This window comes from Kribbella swartbergensis (assembly GCF_054784135.1).
The window spans coordinates 414,507-429,273 of the sequence record NZ_BAAGPM010000007.1 but is presented as its reverse complement, the minus strand read 5'-3'; the positions used below and the strand labels follow the sequence as shown (position 1 = coordinate 429,273).

Genomic DNA, 14,767 nt, shown 5'->3' with positions numbered 1-14,767 from the left:
CCTAATGTGGGTACTGCCGGACCACGAGAGAAAGGCAGGCTCATGTCGCGGGAGCGGGAGCAGGAAGTCGTCAAGGCGTGCCCGGCCGAGCTGTTCATCGGCGGCAAGTGGCAGGCGGCCGAGGGCGGTAAGACCCTGGCCGTCGAGGACCCGGCCACCGGCGCGACGCTGTGCGAGGTGGCCGATGCGAGTCCGGCCGACGGCGTGGCCGCGTTGGACGCGGCCGTCGCGGCGCAGAAGGAGTGGGCCGCGACACCACCGCGGGACCGCGGCGAGATCCTCCGCCGTACCTATGAGCTGATGACCGAGCGGGCCGACGACCTGGCACTGCTGATGACGCTGGAGATGGGCAAGCCGGTCGCCGAGTCCAAGGCGGAGATCGCGTACGCGGCCGAGTTCTTCCGCTGGTTCGCCGAGGAGGCGGTCCGGATCGACGGCGGCTACCAGGTCGCACCCAACGGCAAGGGCCGCTTCCTGGTGATGCGGCAACCGGTCGGACCGTGTCTGCTGATCACGCCGTGGAACTTCCCGGCCGCCATGGGCGCCCGCAAGATCGGCCCGGCCGTCGCGGCCGGTTGCACGATGGTGATGAAGCCGGCCGCGCAGACGCCGTTGTCGATGCTCAAGCTCGCCGAGCTGATGACCGAGGCCGGGCTGCCGGCCGGCGTGCTCAACGTGGTCACGACCAGCGACTCCGGCGGCGTGATGGAGCCGCTGATCCGCGACGGCCGCGCCCGCAAGCTGTCGTTCACCGGCTCGACCCAGGTCGGCCGGAAGCTGATCGAGCAGGCCGCCGAGCAGGTGCTGCGGACCAGCATGGAGCTCGGCGGGAACGCGCCGCTGCTGGTGTTCGCCGACGCCGACCTGGACAAGGCGGTCGACGGCGCGATGCTGGCCAAGATGCGCAACGGCGGCGAGGCCTGTACGGCGGCCAACCGGATCTACGTGCAGTCGTCGGTGATGGACGAGTTCGCCACCCGGCTGGCCGAGCGGATGCGGGCGCTGAAGGTCGGCCGCGGGACCGAGGACGGAATCGACGTCGGCCCGCTCATCGACGCCGAGCAGCGGGACAAGGTGAAGGACCTGGTCGACGACGCGGTCGGCCAGGGCGCCCGGGTCCTGACCGGCGCATCGATTGCCGCCGGCAACGGATACTTCTACCAGCCGACCGTGCTGGCCGACGTACCGAGGACCGCCCGGCTGCAGAAGGAGGAGATCTTCGGGCCGATCGCTCCGCTCACCGCCTTCGAGACCGAGGAGGAGGCGGTCCGGATGGCGAACGACACCGAGTACGGCCTGGTCTCCTACCTGTTCACCAGCGACCTGACCCGGGCCCTCCGCGTCTCCGAACAGCTCGAGACCGGCATGGTCGGCCTCAACCAGGGCATCGTCTCCAACCCGGCCGCCCCGTTCGGCGGCGTCAAGCAGTCCGGCCTGGGCCGCGAAGGCGGCAGCACCGGCATCGACGAGTACCTGGAGTTCAAGTACGTCGCCATCAACCTGGACTGACCGTCACGGGCATACCTGTCAGGACGCACTCGACCCAGGTCGTCCCTGGAGTGAGGAGCAGCCGCTTGCCGTCCGGGCCGGTGAAGGTGAACGACTCGTTGACCCCGCCCTTGGCCCAGCGGCCGGTGACCACCTTGCCGCCGGTGAACAGCTGGGCCGGGCCGAAGGCGTCGATGAGGTCGAGGATCGTCATCGAGCCCTTGGCCTGCGGGAAACTGCGGTCCGGAGCGGCGCGGAGGACGAGCACGTTGTCCGCGGCGACCTGTCCGCCTCCTTCGATCCGGTGTGTAGACCACTGTTCGGCGCGGATCCAGCGTTTGGTGCGGGGCTGGTAGGTCCAGGTCGCCGTCGCGGGACCGCCGTACCCGATCCGCACCGCGGTGGCGGGAGTGCCGACGCGCTGGGCGGTCGGCGGTGTGGCGTAGCTGAAGTACGGCGCGGGCGGCGCGGTCCGCTTGGTCAGCTTCAGCAGCCTGGCGGGCTGGGCGAACACGTGGTTCGGCGCAGGTCGGCGGGGATCGAGCCGGTAGGTACCGTCCGGGACGGTCAGCGTGCCGAGATCGTCGACGTCGGCGGCCTTGCCGAAGTACGCGAGGACCCACCGGGCGGCCATCGTGTCGGCGATGACGCCCCGCGTCGGGCCGATCAGCGGCGCATCCATCGGCCGCAGCGACCGGACCGGGCCGACCTGGGCAGGCAGCCGCGAGTGGAAGACGGCCGCCAGCCGAGTCGTCGAGGCGGTGATCGGCTCCACGAACACCAGATCGGCGTCCCCGAGCCCGCGGTGCGGATGCGCGTCGGGCGTGTTGGAGATCTTGACCGTCACCGCCGGTCGATTCAGCGGCTGCGAGACCGGTAAGCCGGTGAGCGGGGCACGACCCGTCATCGGCAAGGCTCCGTCGTCCGGCGGCGGCGTGGTCACCGTGATGGACGGGCTCGCGGATCCGCCCGGGGCGTCGCGGACGCACGCGCCGACGACGGAGATCACCAGCACACCGGCCAGCGCCACCAAGCCGACCCGCTGCGTCTTCACCTTTCCACGATGCCGCACGCCGCCGTTACGCGCTATTCGTTGAGCCAGGCATCGATCGTCGCCTGGTCCGGCCGCGGGCTGGTCCCGATCGCGTGCGGGACGAAGCGGGCGTAGTAGTCGGTGATCGGCCCGTCGGACTCGCGGACCATCATGCCGGCCGCGACGCCGTCCACGATCCAGCTGCCGATGACCGCGCGGTTCCCGTCGTACGACGGCAGCGGATGCCACTCCTGGTAGACCATCGTCGAGGTGTCGTACGGACCCTCGTGGACGTGGTCCTCGGTGCCGGCCAGGGTGTGGATGTGGATGTTGCCGCCCTCCCGGCCGTGCAGCGGTTTCGCCACCCACTCGAGCAGGTCGCCGGGATCACCGAAGTACGCCGGCAGCAGGTTCGGATGGTCCGGGTACAGCTCCCACAGCACCGGCAGGATCGCCTTGGTGGACAGCATCGTCTTCCAGATCGGCTCGATCCACTGCACCGGCTCGGGTTCCAGGCCGGCCAGGATGTACCGGCCGAACTCGTCGTCGAGCATGTCCTCCCACGGGTAGAGCTTGAACGCGGTCCGGATCGGCCGCCCGCCCCAGTCCACGAAGGCCCGCCGGGCCGAGTCCCAGCCGACGTCCTCGATCTCGTGCCCGTACGTCGCGAGTCCGGCCATCGCGGCGGTGTCACGCAGGTACGCGACCGTCATCGCCTCCTCGCCGGAGGTCTCCGCGCCGGAGTTGAAGAAGTGCGCCTCGTTGCCCGGGAAGTGGCCGGCCGCGAGGTGCTCGGCCCACCACTTGACCAGGCGGTCGTGCACCGAGTTCCACTGGTCGGCGTCCGGGAACACGTCCTCCAGCCAGTTCCACTGGATCACCGCGGACTCGACCAGCCCCGTCGGGGTGTCACCGTTGATCTCCAGCATCTTCGGCTCGGCACCGCTCCAGGCCAGGTCGAAGCGCGCGTAGACGGACAGGTCGTCGCGCTTCAGCGACTCCCGGACGAGCGGGAGTGTGCCGGGGGCGAGCCCGAGCTGGGTGTCGGAGAACCGGTCACCCGAGGCCATCACCGAGGCCGCGTGCCTGCACATCCCGTACAGCTCCTCGGTGACGCGCTCGAGGTGCAGGACCTCGTCCATCGTCACCTCGTACCAGGCGCTCTCGTTCCAGTACGGCGTCTCGCTGCCGTCCGGCAGGTCGGTCATCGGGAACACCAGGCCCTGCTCGATCACGGTCTCCTTCCACCGCGGCCGGGGCCTGATCGCGTGCCGCCACATCAGCCGCCAGAGCTCCCGTGGCCGGACTTGCCGAACCCGCCGCGGGTGATGGTGCCGATGTCGCCGCCGCCCCGGTCCAGTCCGCCCCGCCGGATCGTCGGCGACCCCGACCGCGGCACCGTATAGGTGCCAGAGGCAACGTTGTACCGCCCGCCGATCGGCGGCACGAAGGCGCCGCCCCGGGTGGCCATGTAGAACCAGAAGAACCCGGCGCCCGACCCGTGGTACTCGCGTTCGTCGGTGCAGTTGTCGTCGTCGGTCCGGGTCTGCGTCTGAGGGTCGACACAGATGGCGGCGTAGTCCGGCTGCTCCTCCTCCTCGCTCGCACACCCGGTCAGTGACGCGGCCATCAGGGCCGTCAGCCCGAGTGTGACCTTCGCACTGCGCATCCGCCGTTTCATCGCCTGCCCTCCCCCTCGGCCGGGGGCTTCATGGAGAACATGACCGCCGCCCCGACCACCATCGTGACACCGACCACAAGCAGCGGCCCAGTGCCCACGTCCGCCACGGCGAGCACGAGCACCAGCACGAACGACAGGCTCGCCAGCACCGGCACGACCAGCCGCTGCACCGGCCGCGCCCGCCAGTCGCCCCTGAAGTACACCGGTACGGCGGCTGCCGTGACCAGGTAGTACAACGACACCAGCACCGACACGGCCGCGACCGAGTCGGCCAGTACGGCGTCCGAGGTCAGCACCAGCGCGACGTACACCAGCACGCTCGCCCCGGCGAACGCCCAGGTGGAGACGGTCGGCGTCTGGTAGCGGGCCGAGATGCGGGCGAACTGCCCCGGGAACGCATCCCGCCGGGCCATCGACAGCATCGTCCGGGCCGTCGGCAGGATCGTGGTCTGCGTCGACGCCAGCGCGGACACCAGCACCGCGCCGACCAGGAGTTTGCCGCCGGCCGTGCCGAGCAGGTCGTTCGACAGTACGGCGAAGAAGTCGTCGTCGGCGATGTCCGCGAGCGGATCCACCCCGGCGTACGCGACCGCGGCCCACGCGATCACGACGTACAGGACGACCAGGAAGCCGTTGGCGACCAAGGCGGCGATCGCCGGTGTGCGGCTCGGGTTCCGGGACTCCTCGTTGACGCTGAAGGACGAGTCCCAGCCCCAGTAGAGGAACACCGCCACCAGTACACCGGCCGCCCACGCGCCGTCGCCGGTCGTGGAGAACGCGGGAATGCTCAGGGATCCGGCTTCGCGGAAGGCGTTGACGGCGAACCAGAGCAGCGCGACCACCTCGACCGTCAGCAGCACGAACTGCGTGGTCGCCGCGATCCGGATGCCGCGGTAGGCGAGCAGGGCCATCACCAGGATGAAGGCCGTGCCGAGACCGGCCTGGGCGGGACGGGACTCGGCGGCGCTGTCCAGGCCGAGCAGGAGGTACGTGTAAACCGCGGCGACCTGGGCGAGGTTGCTCATCACCAGGACACAGGCCATCACCGTGGTCCAGCCGACCATCCGCCCGGTGGCCAGGCCGAACGCCTTCTCCGTCCACGGGAACGTCGTACCGCAGTCCGGCTCGGCTCTGTTCAGCTCACGGAAACACAGCGCGACCAGAATCACCGGGACCGCGCTCACCGCCAGCACCAGCGGAGCCGCCGCGCCGGTGTATCCGGCCAGTAGTCCCACCGAGACAGCGAGCGAGTACGCCGGCGCCGTCGAAGCTATCCCGATCGCCGTCGACGACCCGACACCCAGCGCATCACGCCGAAGACTCCGCCCCCGAGACCGCGAACCCGTTGTCGTCACAGCCATCCATCCGCTCGTCGTCCCCCAAGGGTGCCATCTTCCCAGGGTCTCCGAGCGGGCGGAGTCAGCTCACCAGGTCGTTGGCCGAGCGGAGTACGGGGATGCCGATGTTGGTCGGTGCCTCGGCGGCAGTGACGTGGAAGGTGTGGGACTCGCCTGCCGACAGGGTGACGAGGCCGGAGTCGACGCGGGCCGCCGGGTCCAGCCGGTCCGGGAACAAGGCCAGGTCCTTGGCCAATGCGCTCGCCGTGACCGTCACGTCGTACCCGTCCGCGGTCGGCGTGACCGAGGCGGCGTAGGCGTCCCCGGCGAGGCGCAGGGAAGTGTCCTCGACGAAGTACCAGTACGCCGTGCTCCCGTCCGCGCCCCGGACCTCGACGTACTCGCGTGTCGGGTCGGCGGGCTTGGTGATCGAGTCGGGGAGCGAGCTGAGCGTCGCCGACCGCGGCTCGACCTCGAGTGCGAACGTCTCCTGGGCGAGGACCTCACCACCGGTCGATGTCGACCGGCGCGCAACAGTGAGCTCGGTGGACCACGTCGTGTCGGTGTCGTTGTGCGCGGCGACCACCAGTTCGTCCTCACGCGGCTGGACGGTCAGCAGGCGCTCGGCGTACACGCGCCTCAACGCGAACCACAACGGCTTCCGGATGCCGTGACCGTCGACAGCGGCCCACGACACCACCGGCCAGTTGTCGTTCAGTTGCCAGACGACCGCGCCGGTGTTCAGCGGATACAGGCTGCGGAAGTGTTCGATGCCGTAGGCAACCGCCCGGGCCTGGTTCAGCTGCGTCGTCCAGTGCCAGTCGTGGATCGACGTCCACTTCGGCAGGTGATCACCCAGACCGCGCTCCAGCTTGAGGTTGCCCTCGAACGCCTTCTGGTGCACGAGCATCTGCTCGCCGTACGGGTCGAGCGGCTCGTCGTGGACGACCGACGTCAGCGTCGACCACGCCGGCGGACCCTGGAATCCGAACTCCGCCACGAATCGCGGCTTGTACTTCCGGTACGTCGTGTAGTCCACCTGGTTCCACACGTCCCAGATGTGCATCGTCCCGTGCCGCTCGTCGTTCGGGTGGATGAACCGGTCGAACGAGTACGGACTGCCCTGCGAGTACGGCGTCCGCGGGTCCAGTTCGGCCACGATCCGGGGGAGCAGGTCGAAGTAGTACCCGGCGCCCCACGGCCGGCCGGCGAGCGGCACGCGCCAGCCCCACTCGACGTAGCCCCAGATGTTCTCGTTGTTGCCGTTCCACACCGCGAGGCTCGCGTGCTTGCTCAGCCGCGTCACGGCCTCCCGCGCCTCGGCTTCGACCTCCGCGGCCAGCGCCTCGTCCTCCGAGTACGCCGCGCACGCGAACAGGAAGTCCTGCCAGACGAGGACGCCCTGCTCGTCGCAGATGTCGTAGAAGTCCTCGCTCTCGTAGATCCCGCCGCCCCAGACGCGCAGCAGGTTCATCCCCGCGTCGACCGCGTCCTGAATGCTGTTCCGGTACGTCGTCCGGTTCAGCCGCGTCACGAACGCGTCGTCGGGGATCCAGTTCGCGCCGCGCACGTAGATCGGCTTGCCGTTCACCGACAGCACGAACTGCGTGCCGTCCTGGTCCGGGTCGACGTTCAGCGACACGGTCCGGAACCCGACCCGGCCCTGCCAGCGATCACCGTGCGCCGAGACCACGACGTCGTACAGGGGCTGATCGCCGTGTCCCCGCGGCCACCAGCGGTCGACCGCGTCGACGACCGACGTGATCGAGGTGCTGAGGGTGCCCGGGGCAACGGTCACCGAGGAGGTGGTGCCGCCGACCTCGACCGTGACGGTCACGTCCTCGCTGAAGCCGTCCGCCCACGCGAGCGTGAGTTCGGTGTTCAGTACGCCGCGGTCCCCGTCGAGACGGGCCAGCGGACGGACCGAGTCGATCCGTACGCCGGACCAGGACTCGATCCGGATCGGCCGCCAGATGCCGACGGTCGCGACGTCCGGTCCCCAGTCCCAGCCGAAGTTGCTGGCCATCTTCCGCAACGCGTTGTACGGATGGTGGTTCGTGTGCGGCCATGCCCCGGACCTGGCCACGACCTCCTCGGCCGCGGTCACCGGCCCGGCGAACTCGATCACCAGTTCGTTGCCCTCGGCCACCAGCAGGCCGGTGACGTCGAACCGGTAGGACCTGTGCTGGTTCGCGGTCCGGCCGAGCTCCCGGCCGTTCAGCGTGATGGTCGCGACCGTGTCGAGGCCCTCGGCGACCAGTTCCTGGACCGCGTTGCCGTCCGCGCTCCAGTCGAACGACGTCCGGTAGCTCCAGGCGGTCCGCCCGATCCAGGCCAGCGCGGACTCGTTGTCCCCGTCGAACGGGTCCGGGATCTCGCCCGCGGCGAGCAGGTCGGTGTGCACCTCACCCGGCACCGTAGCGGCGATCGACTTCCCGGCCAGTGAGCCCTCGAGCGCACGCACGGTCCAGGTGGCCCCGCTCTCGGTGGTCAGCGGGACTGCATTCACGGATGTCACAGAGCTCTCCAAAGTGAACCGGTTTAGTCGAGGCACGCCGCACCCACGCCCGGAGCGGTTCCTCAGTTTTCCAGAACGACCCGTCGCCACAGGCCGGCGATCGCCGGATGCCCAGCTGCGGAGTCCCCGGCGGACACGACGGTCCGCCGGGGATCCGGCAGCAGTGATGTCACAGCGTCCGGCTCACAGCGTGGACGCGTGCACGTCCCAGTCGTCCGGCAGGATCGCCGGGACCTCGACCGTGCTCGTGACGTCGACGAACGCGCGGGTGTCGATCGACTCGGTGATGGAGGCCATCACGTCGACGACGTGGAACGCCAGCGCGCCGGTGGCCCGGTGCGGCCGGTTCTCCCGGATCGCCCGCGCCATCTCCAGTACGCCGGTGCCGCGCTCGGCGGAGGCGGTCGTCTCGGCGATCGTCTCCCAGTCCTCGGCACCGCGGCGGCGGATCTTGATCTCGCCGTCGAACCGGTTCGGGTCCGGTACGGCCAGCGTCGCCTCGGACCCGGTGATCTCGACGACCCCGGCCCGCGGCAGCGGCGAGTCGAAGCTGAAGATGCTCTGCGACGACTGCCCCGACTCGAACCGCGCGATCGCGCTGACGTGCGTCGGCACGGTCACGTCGAACTCGGTGCCGGCCAGCGGACCCGAGCCGATCGTGCGCTTCTCCCGCGACTTCGAGCCGAGCCCGGCCACCGCCGCGACCGGCCCGAACAGCTGGACCAGCGTGGTCAGGTAGTACGGGCCGATGTCCCACAGCGGGCCCGCGCCCTCCTGGAACAGGAAGGCCGGGTTCGGGTGCCAGGACTCCGGGCCGGGGGACTGCATCAGGGTCAGCGCAGTCAGCGGCTGACCGATCTCACCACGCTCGATGATCCGGCGCGACTCCTGCAGGCCCGGACCCAGGATGGTGTCCGGCGCACAGCCGAGCCGCAGGCCCGCATCCTGGGCGGTGGACAGCAGCTTCAGGCCGCTCTCCTGGTCGAGCGAGAACGGCTTCTCACTCCACACGTGCTTGCCGGCGGCAACCGCTGCCAGCGCGACCTCGACGTGCGCGATCGGGATGGTCAGGTTGACCACGATCTCCACGTCCGGGTGGCTGAGCACCGCCTCGGGACCCCCGTGGGCCTCGATGCCGTACTGCTCCGCCTTCTCCTTCGCCGCTTCCGGCCGCAGGTCGCCGACGGCGAGCACGTTCAGATCCGGGAAGCTCTGCATGCTCTTGATGTAGGCGTCCGAGATCACCCCGGCGCCGATCACGCCTACTCCGACGGCACTCATGCGGGCGCGCCCTCTCCGGTCAGGTACTTGTAGCTGCCCTCGACCGCGTCGAAGATCTCGCCGCTGAAGTCGTCCAGTTCGACCACGCGCAGCGCGTTCGGGACCGCGGCCAGGATGTCCGCGACCGCGATGCTGCCGTCGCCGACCGCCACCTGGGCCTTGTTGTCCAGCGTGCCGTCGCCGTCCTTCACGTGGATGGCCTTCACCCGGTCGCCGAGCTTGGTGAGCAGCGCCGGTACGTCGGCACCGCCGACCGCGGCCCAGTAGGTGTCCACCTCGAGGATCACGTCGTCGGACAGGTGGTCGACCAGGATCTCGAGCGCGTGCGCGCCGTCCACCGTCGACTCGAGTTCGAAGTGGTGGTTGTGGTACCCGACCGTGATGCCGTGGTCGGCGGCCTCGGCGGCGGCCTTGTTCAGCGCCTCGGCGGTGGCCTTGATGTCGTCCGCGGCCTGCCAGCGGGCCGGGTCGACGTACGGGTCGATGACGGTGGTGATCCCGAGCCGCTTCGCCGCGGCGTAGATCGGGCCGCTGTCCTCGCGCAGCAGGCCGGCGTGCGTGGTCGGCGCCGACAAACCGTACTTGGGCAGCGCGTCGGCCAGGCGGTCCGCGAAGGCGGTGACGCCGAAGGGCTCGACCTTGGTGTAGCCGATCTCCGCGATACGGGCGAGGGTGGCGTCGAAGTCCTCCTCGAGCTTGGATCGGACCGTGTACAACTGGAGGGACAGGTTGTCCACTGCGACCATGGTTTCTCCTCGTCGCCGGCGCCGCGCCCGCTGCCCAGGACATCGCACCGACTTGATTGCCGAACCGGTTAAGTAATGACGGCAACCGTATCCCAAACGCGCCGCCCCACACCACCCTCGGCCCAACCACTGGGCGGTCATGTCCTGCTCCGGCCGACGGTGCGATTTGATCAAACTGTCACTCTGTGCTCCTGACTGGTGACACCGTGTAGAGGCCGGGTGCACACTGAAGGATTCCGGACCGACCGTCAGCGGTCCGGCCGCCCGTTGCAGAAGGAGGCCGTGGTGCCCCGAGTGACCATCAAGGAGATCGCCCGTCGGGCCGGCGTCTCCAAAGGCGCGGTGTCGTACGCGCTGAACAACCAGCCGGGTGTCTCCGAAGCCACCCGGGCGCGGGTCCTGAAAGTGGCCCAGGAACTGGAGTGGGTGCCCAACCGGGCCGCCCGGCAGCTGTCCGCGGCACGCAGCGAGACGTTCGGGCTCGTCCTCGCCAGGACCGCGCAGACCCTGAGTGAGGAACCGTTCTACATGGGCTTCGTCGGTGGCGTGGAGTCCGTGCTGGCCGGGAAGTCGTACGCGCTCGCGCTCCAGGTCGTGGCGGACCTGACCGAGGAGCTCGCGACGTACCGGAAGTGGGCCGCGGAGCGCCGGGTGGACGGCGTGATCGTGGTCGACCTGCGGGTCGGCGACCCGAGGATCCCGTTGCTGCGCAAGCTCGGCGTACCGGCCGTCCTGGTCGGCGATCCGTCGCTGGCCGACGGGATGACCTGTGTCTGGACCGACGGAACGTCGGCGATGAACGCCGCGGTCGAGCACGTCGCGTCCCTCGGGCACCGCGTGGTCGCCCGCGTCGCCGGTCCGCCCGAACACGGGCACGTCTGGATCCGGGACAACGCCTTCGCGGCCGCGAGCCGGAGGTTGGGCCTGGACGTCCAGGTGGTGCACACCGACTTCTCCGCCGAGGAGGGCGCCTCGGCGACCCGTGCGCTGATGACCGCGGAGGCCCGGCCGACCGCGATCGTCTACGACAACGACCTGATGGCGGTGGCCGGGCTGGCCGTCGTACAAGACCTCGGACTGCGGTCGCCGGACGACGTCACGATGGTCGCCTGGGACGACTCGACGCTGTGCCGGCACACCCATCCGACGCTGACCGCGATGAGCCACAACATCGTCGGGTACGGCGCCGAGGTCGCCCAGCGCCTGTTCGACCTGATCGAAGGCGCCCGACCCCAGGCACACCTCTACTCGACCCCGCTACTCGTCGTCCGCGACAGCTCCGGCCCGCCCCCGCCTGGCTAGCAGGCGGTGACCGTGACCGGTACGCCGTTGACCGCGGCGGTGCCGGCCACGGTGTCGGTCAGCTCGGTGTCCGTGACGTCGTTGACGCTCGCCCCGGCGACCTGGTTCGCGACGGACAGCCGGACACCCGGCCGGCCGTGGCCGAACCCGTGCGGCAGGCTGACCACACCAGGCATCATCTCGTTGCTAGCGGCAACTTCGACGGCCACGGTGCCGGCCGCCGAGCTGACGTTGACCAGCTGGCCGTCGGTCAGGTCGCGCTCGGCCAGGTCGTCCGGGTTCATCAGCAGCTGGTGCCGCGGCTTGCCCTTCACCAGCCGGGCCGAGTTGTGCATCCACGAGTTGTTGTTGCGCAGGTGCCGCCGGCCGATCAGCAGCAGCTCACCGTCGTTCCCGGTCGCGAGCGACTCCAGCCGCGGAAGGTCGTCCAGGATCAGCCGCTGGGCCAGGTCGATCCGCTTGTTCCTGTGGTGGAGCGCGCCCGGGAGCGCGGGCTGCAACGGTCCGAGGTCGATCCCGCCCGGCGTCGTCCGCAGCTTGCGCAGGGACAGCCGGTACGGCCCGATCCGCAGTCCGAGGTCGACGATCCGCCGCGGCGACAACCGCAGCCGCGCCGACACCATCAGCTTCTTGCGGCTCATCGGCATACGGCGGACAAGGCGCAGCCCGAGGTCGCGGAAGATCTCCCAGTCGTGCCGTGCCTGGGGCGGTTTCGGCAGTACGGCGTCGTTCCAGCGCGCCGTGTTGCGGACCGCGAGCTGGTGGAAGATCACGTCGTAGTGGTCGCGCTCGAGCGGCGGCGCGGGCGGCAGGATCACGTCCGCGTGCCGGGTCGTCTCGTTGATGTACGGATCGACCGCGACCATGAAGTCGAGGGTGTCCAGGGCTTCGTCGAGGGCGCGGCCGTTCGGCGTGGACAGCACCGGGTTCCCGGCGATCGTCACCATCGCGCGGATCCGGCCGTCACCCGGCGTCAGGATCTCCTCGGCCATCGTCGACACCGGCAGCTCCCCGCCGAACTCGGGCAGCCCGCGGACCCGGCTCTTCCACACCCCGATGTGCCCGCGGCCGAGCCCGAGCAGCGGGTTGACCGCCGGCCGCGGGAACATCGTCCCGCCGGGCCGGTCGAGGTTGCCGGTGATGATGTTGAGCACCTGGATCGCCCATTGGCACACGGCCCCGAACTGCTGCGTCGACACCCCGACCCGGCCGTAGCAGGCGGCCCGGTCGGCCGTCGCGAACTCGTGCGCGATCCGCCGGATCTCGTCCGCACCGATGCCGGTGACACCGGCCGCGCGCTCAGGGGTCCACGGCTCGACCGCCTGCTCGACCACGTCGAGGCCGTCGACGTACGGCGCCGGCCGGGCATTCCCGTCCGCGATCACCTGATGGATGAGCGCGAGCAGGAACGCCGCGTCGGTCCCGGGACGGACGAAGTGGTGCTCGTCGGCGACCGCGGCGGTCTCGGTCCGGCGCGGATCGAGGACGACGACCTTGCCGCCGCGTTTCCGCAGTTCCTTGAGCCGCCGGCCGAAGCCGGGTGCGGTCATCATGCTGCCGTTGGAGGCGAGCGGGTTCGCGCCGAGCACCAGCAGGTACGACGTCCGGTCGATGTCCGGGACCGGGACCATCAGCTGATGCCCGTAGAGCAGGTACGACGCCAGCATGTGCGGAAGCTGGTCGATCGAGGTGGCGCTGAACCGGTTCCTGGTCCGTAGCTGCTTCACCAGCGTCGGCATGTGCGTCAGCGCGCCGAGGCTGTGCACGTTCGGGTTGCCCAGGTAGACGCCGACCGCGTTCCGGCCGTGCTCACGCTGGATCTCCGTCAGCCGGCCGACGACCAGGTCGTACGCCGCGTCCCAGCCGATCTCCTGCCAGCCCTCCGCAGTACGTCGTACAGGTGTGGTCAACCGGTCGGGATCGTCCTGCAGGTCGCGCAGGGCCACTGCCTTCGGGCAGATGTGGCCGCGGGACAGCGGGTCCGACTCGTCGCCGCGGATGTCGGTCACCCGGCCGTCGTCGACCGTCACGAGGACACCGCAGATCGCTTCACACAGGTTGCACGAGGTTCGCCGTACCGTGGTCGCCATCCCCACAAACTACCCTTGGGTAGCCATTTCGGTCATCAGTCGAAGCGGGCCTCGTCGAGGCGGCCCAGGATCGCGTCGACGGTCTCGCCGGCGGACAGGTCGGAGTTGTCGAGCCACAGACCGCGGCGCGGGCTGAACGCGTGCAGCTCGTAGTCGAGTTCGTCGACCAGGTGGTAGGCGCCGCCGAGCCGGCTGGAGATGACCTCGGGGCGCGGAGTGAGGACGACGAGGTACCGCGGCCTGGTCCGGATCCCGTCGAGGAACTCCCGCAGCAGCTCGCCGATCACGACGTCCTGGAGGACCACTGTGAAACCGGCGTCGGCGTACCCGTCGGCGGCCTGGCAGGCGAGCCGATAACGGAGCCGGAGCTGGCGCTGGGCCTCGGCGCTGTCGTGGGCCATCGAGGCCTGGCCGCTGACGATCATCCGGCGGAAAACGTCACCCCGGAGATGGACGCCGTACTGGAATCTCTCGGCCAGCAACTGCGAGACCGCCGACTTTCCCGCCGCCATGATTCCACTGACGACGATCACCCCCTCGGACTCCATGGTGGTGATCGTGCCACGGGCGGCGAGGTTTTGGTCCGGTCTCGGCGATTCTTGTCTTTCCTCGGACAAAACCCTCGTTTGTAAGGGGTTTTCAGGTCAGCAACGTCTCGATGTGGTGGCGCAGCAGCTGGCGTACCCGGGTCGGTGTGGTGCGGCCGGGCTGGATCGCGGCGTGCAGGGCGAGGCCGTCGAGCAGGGCGTGCAAACGCTCGATCTCCCGGCGGTGGTCGAGGTCCTGCCGCAGCGCCCCGGATTCGGACAGCGCCTGCAGCAGGGACTCGCACAGGAAGCGCAGCCCGTCGTGCACCTTGTCGACGTGTTCGTGCAGGCTCCCGGCGTCCGACTCGGCCTGTGCCTGGGCCATGAAGGCCATCCAGACGTCGAACTCGGCGCGGCGCTCGGCGTCGAGCGGCAGGGCCTCCTCGAGGTAGCGCAGCGCGACCGCGGTCGGGCTGCCCTTCGCGTTCAGCGCGCTGATCCGGTCACTCACCCGGCGCGAGACCAGATCCATCGCGAAGCTGAGCAGACCGGCCTGGTCCGGGAAGTAGTAGCGGACGGCGCCGGCGGACCAGCCGGCCTCGGCGGCGATGGTCCGGACCGAGGCGCCGCGGATCCCGTCCCGGCGGACCACCCGCCAGAGCGCCTCGGCGATCTCCTCGCGGCGGGCGTCGTGGTCGACGATCTTCGGCATGGGCTCTTTTTAGCACACTCGTGTTAGAGTCGTTGGTAACACAGTTGTGCTG

The 14,767-nt window shown here is 69.9% G+C and carries 12 protein-coding genes; 2 read left to right on the top strand and 10 right to left on the bottom strand.

Translation table 11 applies throughout. From position 1 onward, the window contains the following. Window positions 1-42 precede the first annotated feature (42 nt). Window positions 43-1,509 (top strand): NAD-dependent succinate-semialdehyde dehydrogenase, encoded by a 1,467-nt coding sequence (locus tag ACYVOK_RS03565; protein WP_460660763.1) that lies wholly within the window; start codon window positions 43-45, stop codon window positions 1,507-1,509. Here the strand turns inward: ACYVOK_RS03565 and ACYVOK_RS03560 are convergent. The 7 genes from ACYVOK_RS03560 to ACYVOK_RS03530 form a co-directional block, all read right to left on the bottom strand. Continuing rightward, window positions 1,496-2,542, bottom strand: coding sequence for a DUF3048 domain-containing protein (locus tag ACYVOK_RS03560; RefSeq protein WP_460660762.1), 1,047 nt, complete (start codon window positions 2,540-2,542; stop codon window positions 1,496-1,498). The genes ACYVOK_RS03565 and ACYVOK_RS03560 overlap by 14 nt on opposite strands. 32 nt (window positions 2,543-2,574) lie before the next feature. After that, window positions 2,575-3,756, bottom strand: a complete 1,182-nt coding sequence (locus ACYVOK_RS03555) for a glutathionylspermidine synthase family protein (RefSeq protein WP_460660761.1) — start codon at window positions 3,754-3,756, stop codon at window positions 2,575-2,577. Window positions 3,757-3,800: 44 nt separating this feature from the next. Then, window positions 3,801-4,202 (bottom strand): hypothetical protein, encoded by a 402-nt coding sequence (locus ACYVOK_RS03550; RefSeq protein WP_460660760.1) that lies wholly within the window; start codon window positions 4,200-4,202, stop codon window positions 3,801-3,803. After that, window positions 4,199-5,563, bottom strand: coding sequence for an APC family permease (locus tag ACYVOK_RS03545; protein ID WP_460660759.1), 1,365 nt, complete (start codon window positions 5,561-5,563; stop codon window positions 4,199-4,201). Before ACYVOK_RS03545 ends, ACYVOK_RS03550 begins: the two co-directional genes overlap by 4 nt. 58 nt (window positions 5,564-5,621) lie before the next feature. Next, window positions 5,622-8,057 carry a glycoside hydrolase family 2 protein gene (locus ACYVOK_RS03540; protein WP_460660758.1) on the bottom strand — a complete coding sequence of 812 codons (2,436 nt, stop codon included), beginning with the start codon at window positions 8,055-8,057 and terminating at the stop codon, window positions 5,622-5,624. A 183-nt stretch (window positions 8,058-8,240) separates the two neighbouring features. Next, on the bottom strand, window positions 8,241-9,338 hold the full coding sequence (locus ACYVOK_RS03535) for a Gfo/Idh/MocA family protein (RefSeq protein ID WP_460660757.1): 1,098 nt from the start codon (window positions 9,336-9,338) through the stop codon (window positions 8,241-8,243). After that, window positions 9,335-10,084, bottom strand: coding sequence for a sugar phosphate isomerase/epimerase family protein (locus ACYVOK_RS03530; RefSeq protein ID WP_460660756.1), 750 nt, complete (start codon window positions 10,082-10,084; stop codon window positions 9,335-9,337). Before ACYVOK_RS03530 ends, ACYVOK_RS03535 begins: the two co-directional genes overlap by 4 nt. Window positions 10,085-10,369: 285 nt before the next feature. Between ACYVOK_RS03530 and ACYVOK_RS03525 the strand changes: the two genes are divergently transcribed. Beyond that, the gene (locus tag ACYVOK_RS03525; RefSeq protein WP_460660755.1) at window positions 10,370-11,386 is read left to right on the top strand and encodes a LacI family DNA-binding transcriptional regulator; all 1,017 of its coding nucleotides are present in this window, start codon (window positions 10,370-10,372) and stop codon (window positions 11,384-11,386) included. Here the strand turns inward: ACYVOK_RS03525 and ACYVOK_RS03520 are convergent. The 3 genes from ACYVOK_RS03520 to ACYVOK_RS03510 form a co-directional block, all read right to left on the bottom strand. Continuing rightward, window positions 11,383-13,476 (bottom strand): molybdopterin-dependent oxidoreductase, encoded by a 2,094-nt coding sequence (locus ACYVOK_RS03520; protein WP_460660754.1) that lies wholly within the window; start codon window positions 13,474-13,476, stop codon window positions 11,383-11,385. The two genes, ACYVOK_RS03525 and ACYVOK_RS03520, sit on opposite strands and share 4 nt — an antisense overlap. A 35-nt stretch (window positions 13,477-13,511) precedes the next feature. Continuing rightward, window positions 13,512-14,024: an AAA family ATPase gene (locus tag ACYVOK_RS03515; RefSeq protein ID WP_460660753.1), complete on the bottom strand. Its 513-nt coding sequence runs from the start codon at window positions 14,022-14,024 to the stop codon at window positions 13,512-13,514. A 91-nt stretch (window positions 14,025-14,115) separates the two neighbouring features. After that, on the bottom strand, window positions 14,116-14,715 hold the full coding sequence (locus ACYVOK_RS03510; RefSeq protein WP_460660752.1) for a TetR/AcrR family transcriptional regulator: 600 nt from the start codon (window positions 14,713-14,715) through the stop codon (window positions 14,116-14,118). Window positions 14,716-14,767: the final 52 nt, after the last annotated feature.

Coding starts and splice junctions, on each gene's coding strand:
- ACYVOK_RS03530 (WP_460660756.1), bottom strand. CDS start 10,084: ATGGTCGCAGTGGACAACCTGTCCCTCCAGTTGTACACGGTCCGATCC.
- ACYVOK_RS03545 (WP_460660759.1), bottom strand. CDS start 5,563: ATGGCTGTGACGACAACGGGTTCGCGGTCTCGGGGGCGGAGTCTTCGG.
- ACYVOK_RS03535 (WP_460660757.1), bottom strand. CDS start 9,338: ATGAGTGCCGTCGGAGTAGGCGTGATCGGCGCCGGGGTGATCTCGGAC.
- ACYVOK_RS03520 (WP_460660754.1), bottom strand. CDS start 13,476: ATGGCGACCACGGTACGGCGAACCTCGTGCAACCTGTGTGAAGCGATC.
- ACYVOK_RS03510 (WP_460660752.1), bottom strand. CDS start 14,715: ATGCCGAAGATCGTCGACCACGACGCCCGCCGCGAGGAGATCGCCGAG.
- ACYVOK_RS03565 (WP_460660763.1), top strand. CDS start 43: ATGTCGCGGGAGCGGGAGCAGGAAGTCGTCAAGGCGTGCCCGGCCGAG.
- ACYVOK_RS03515 (WP_460660753.1), bottom strand. CDS start 14,024: ATGGAGTCCGAGGGGGTGATCGTCGTCAGTGGAATCATGGCGGCGGGA.
- ACYVOK_RS03550 (WP_460660760.1), bottom strand. CDS start 4,202: ATGAAACGGCGGATGCGCAGTGCGAAGGTCACACTCGGGCTGACGGCC.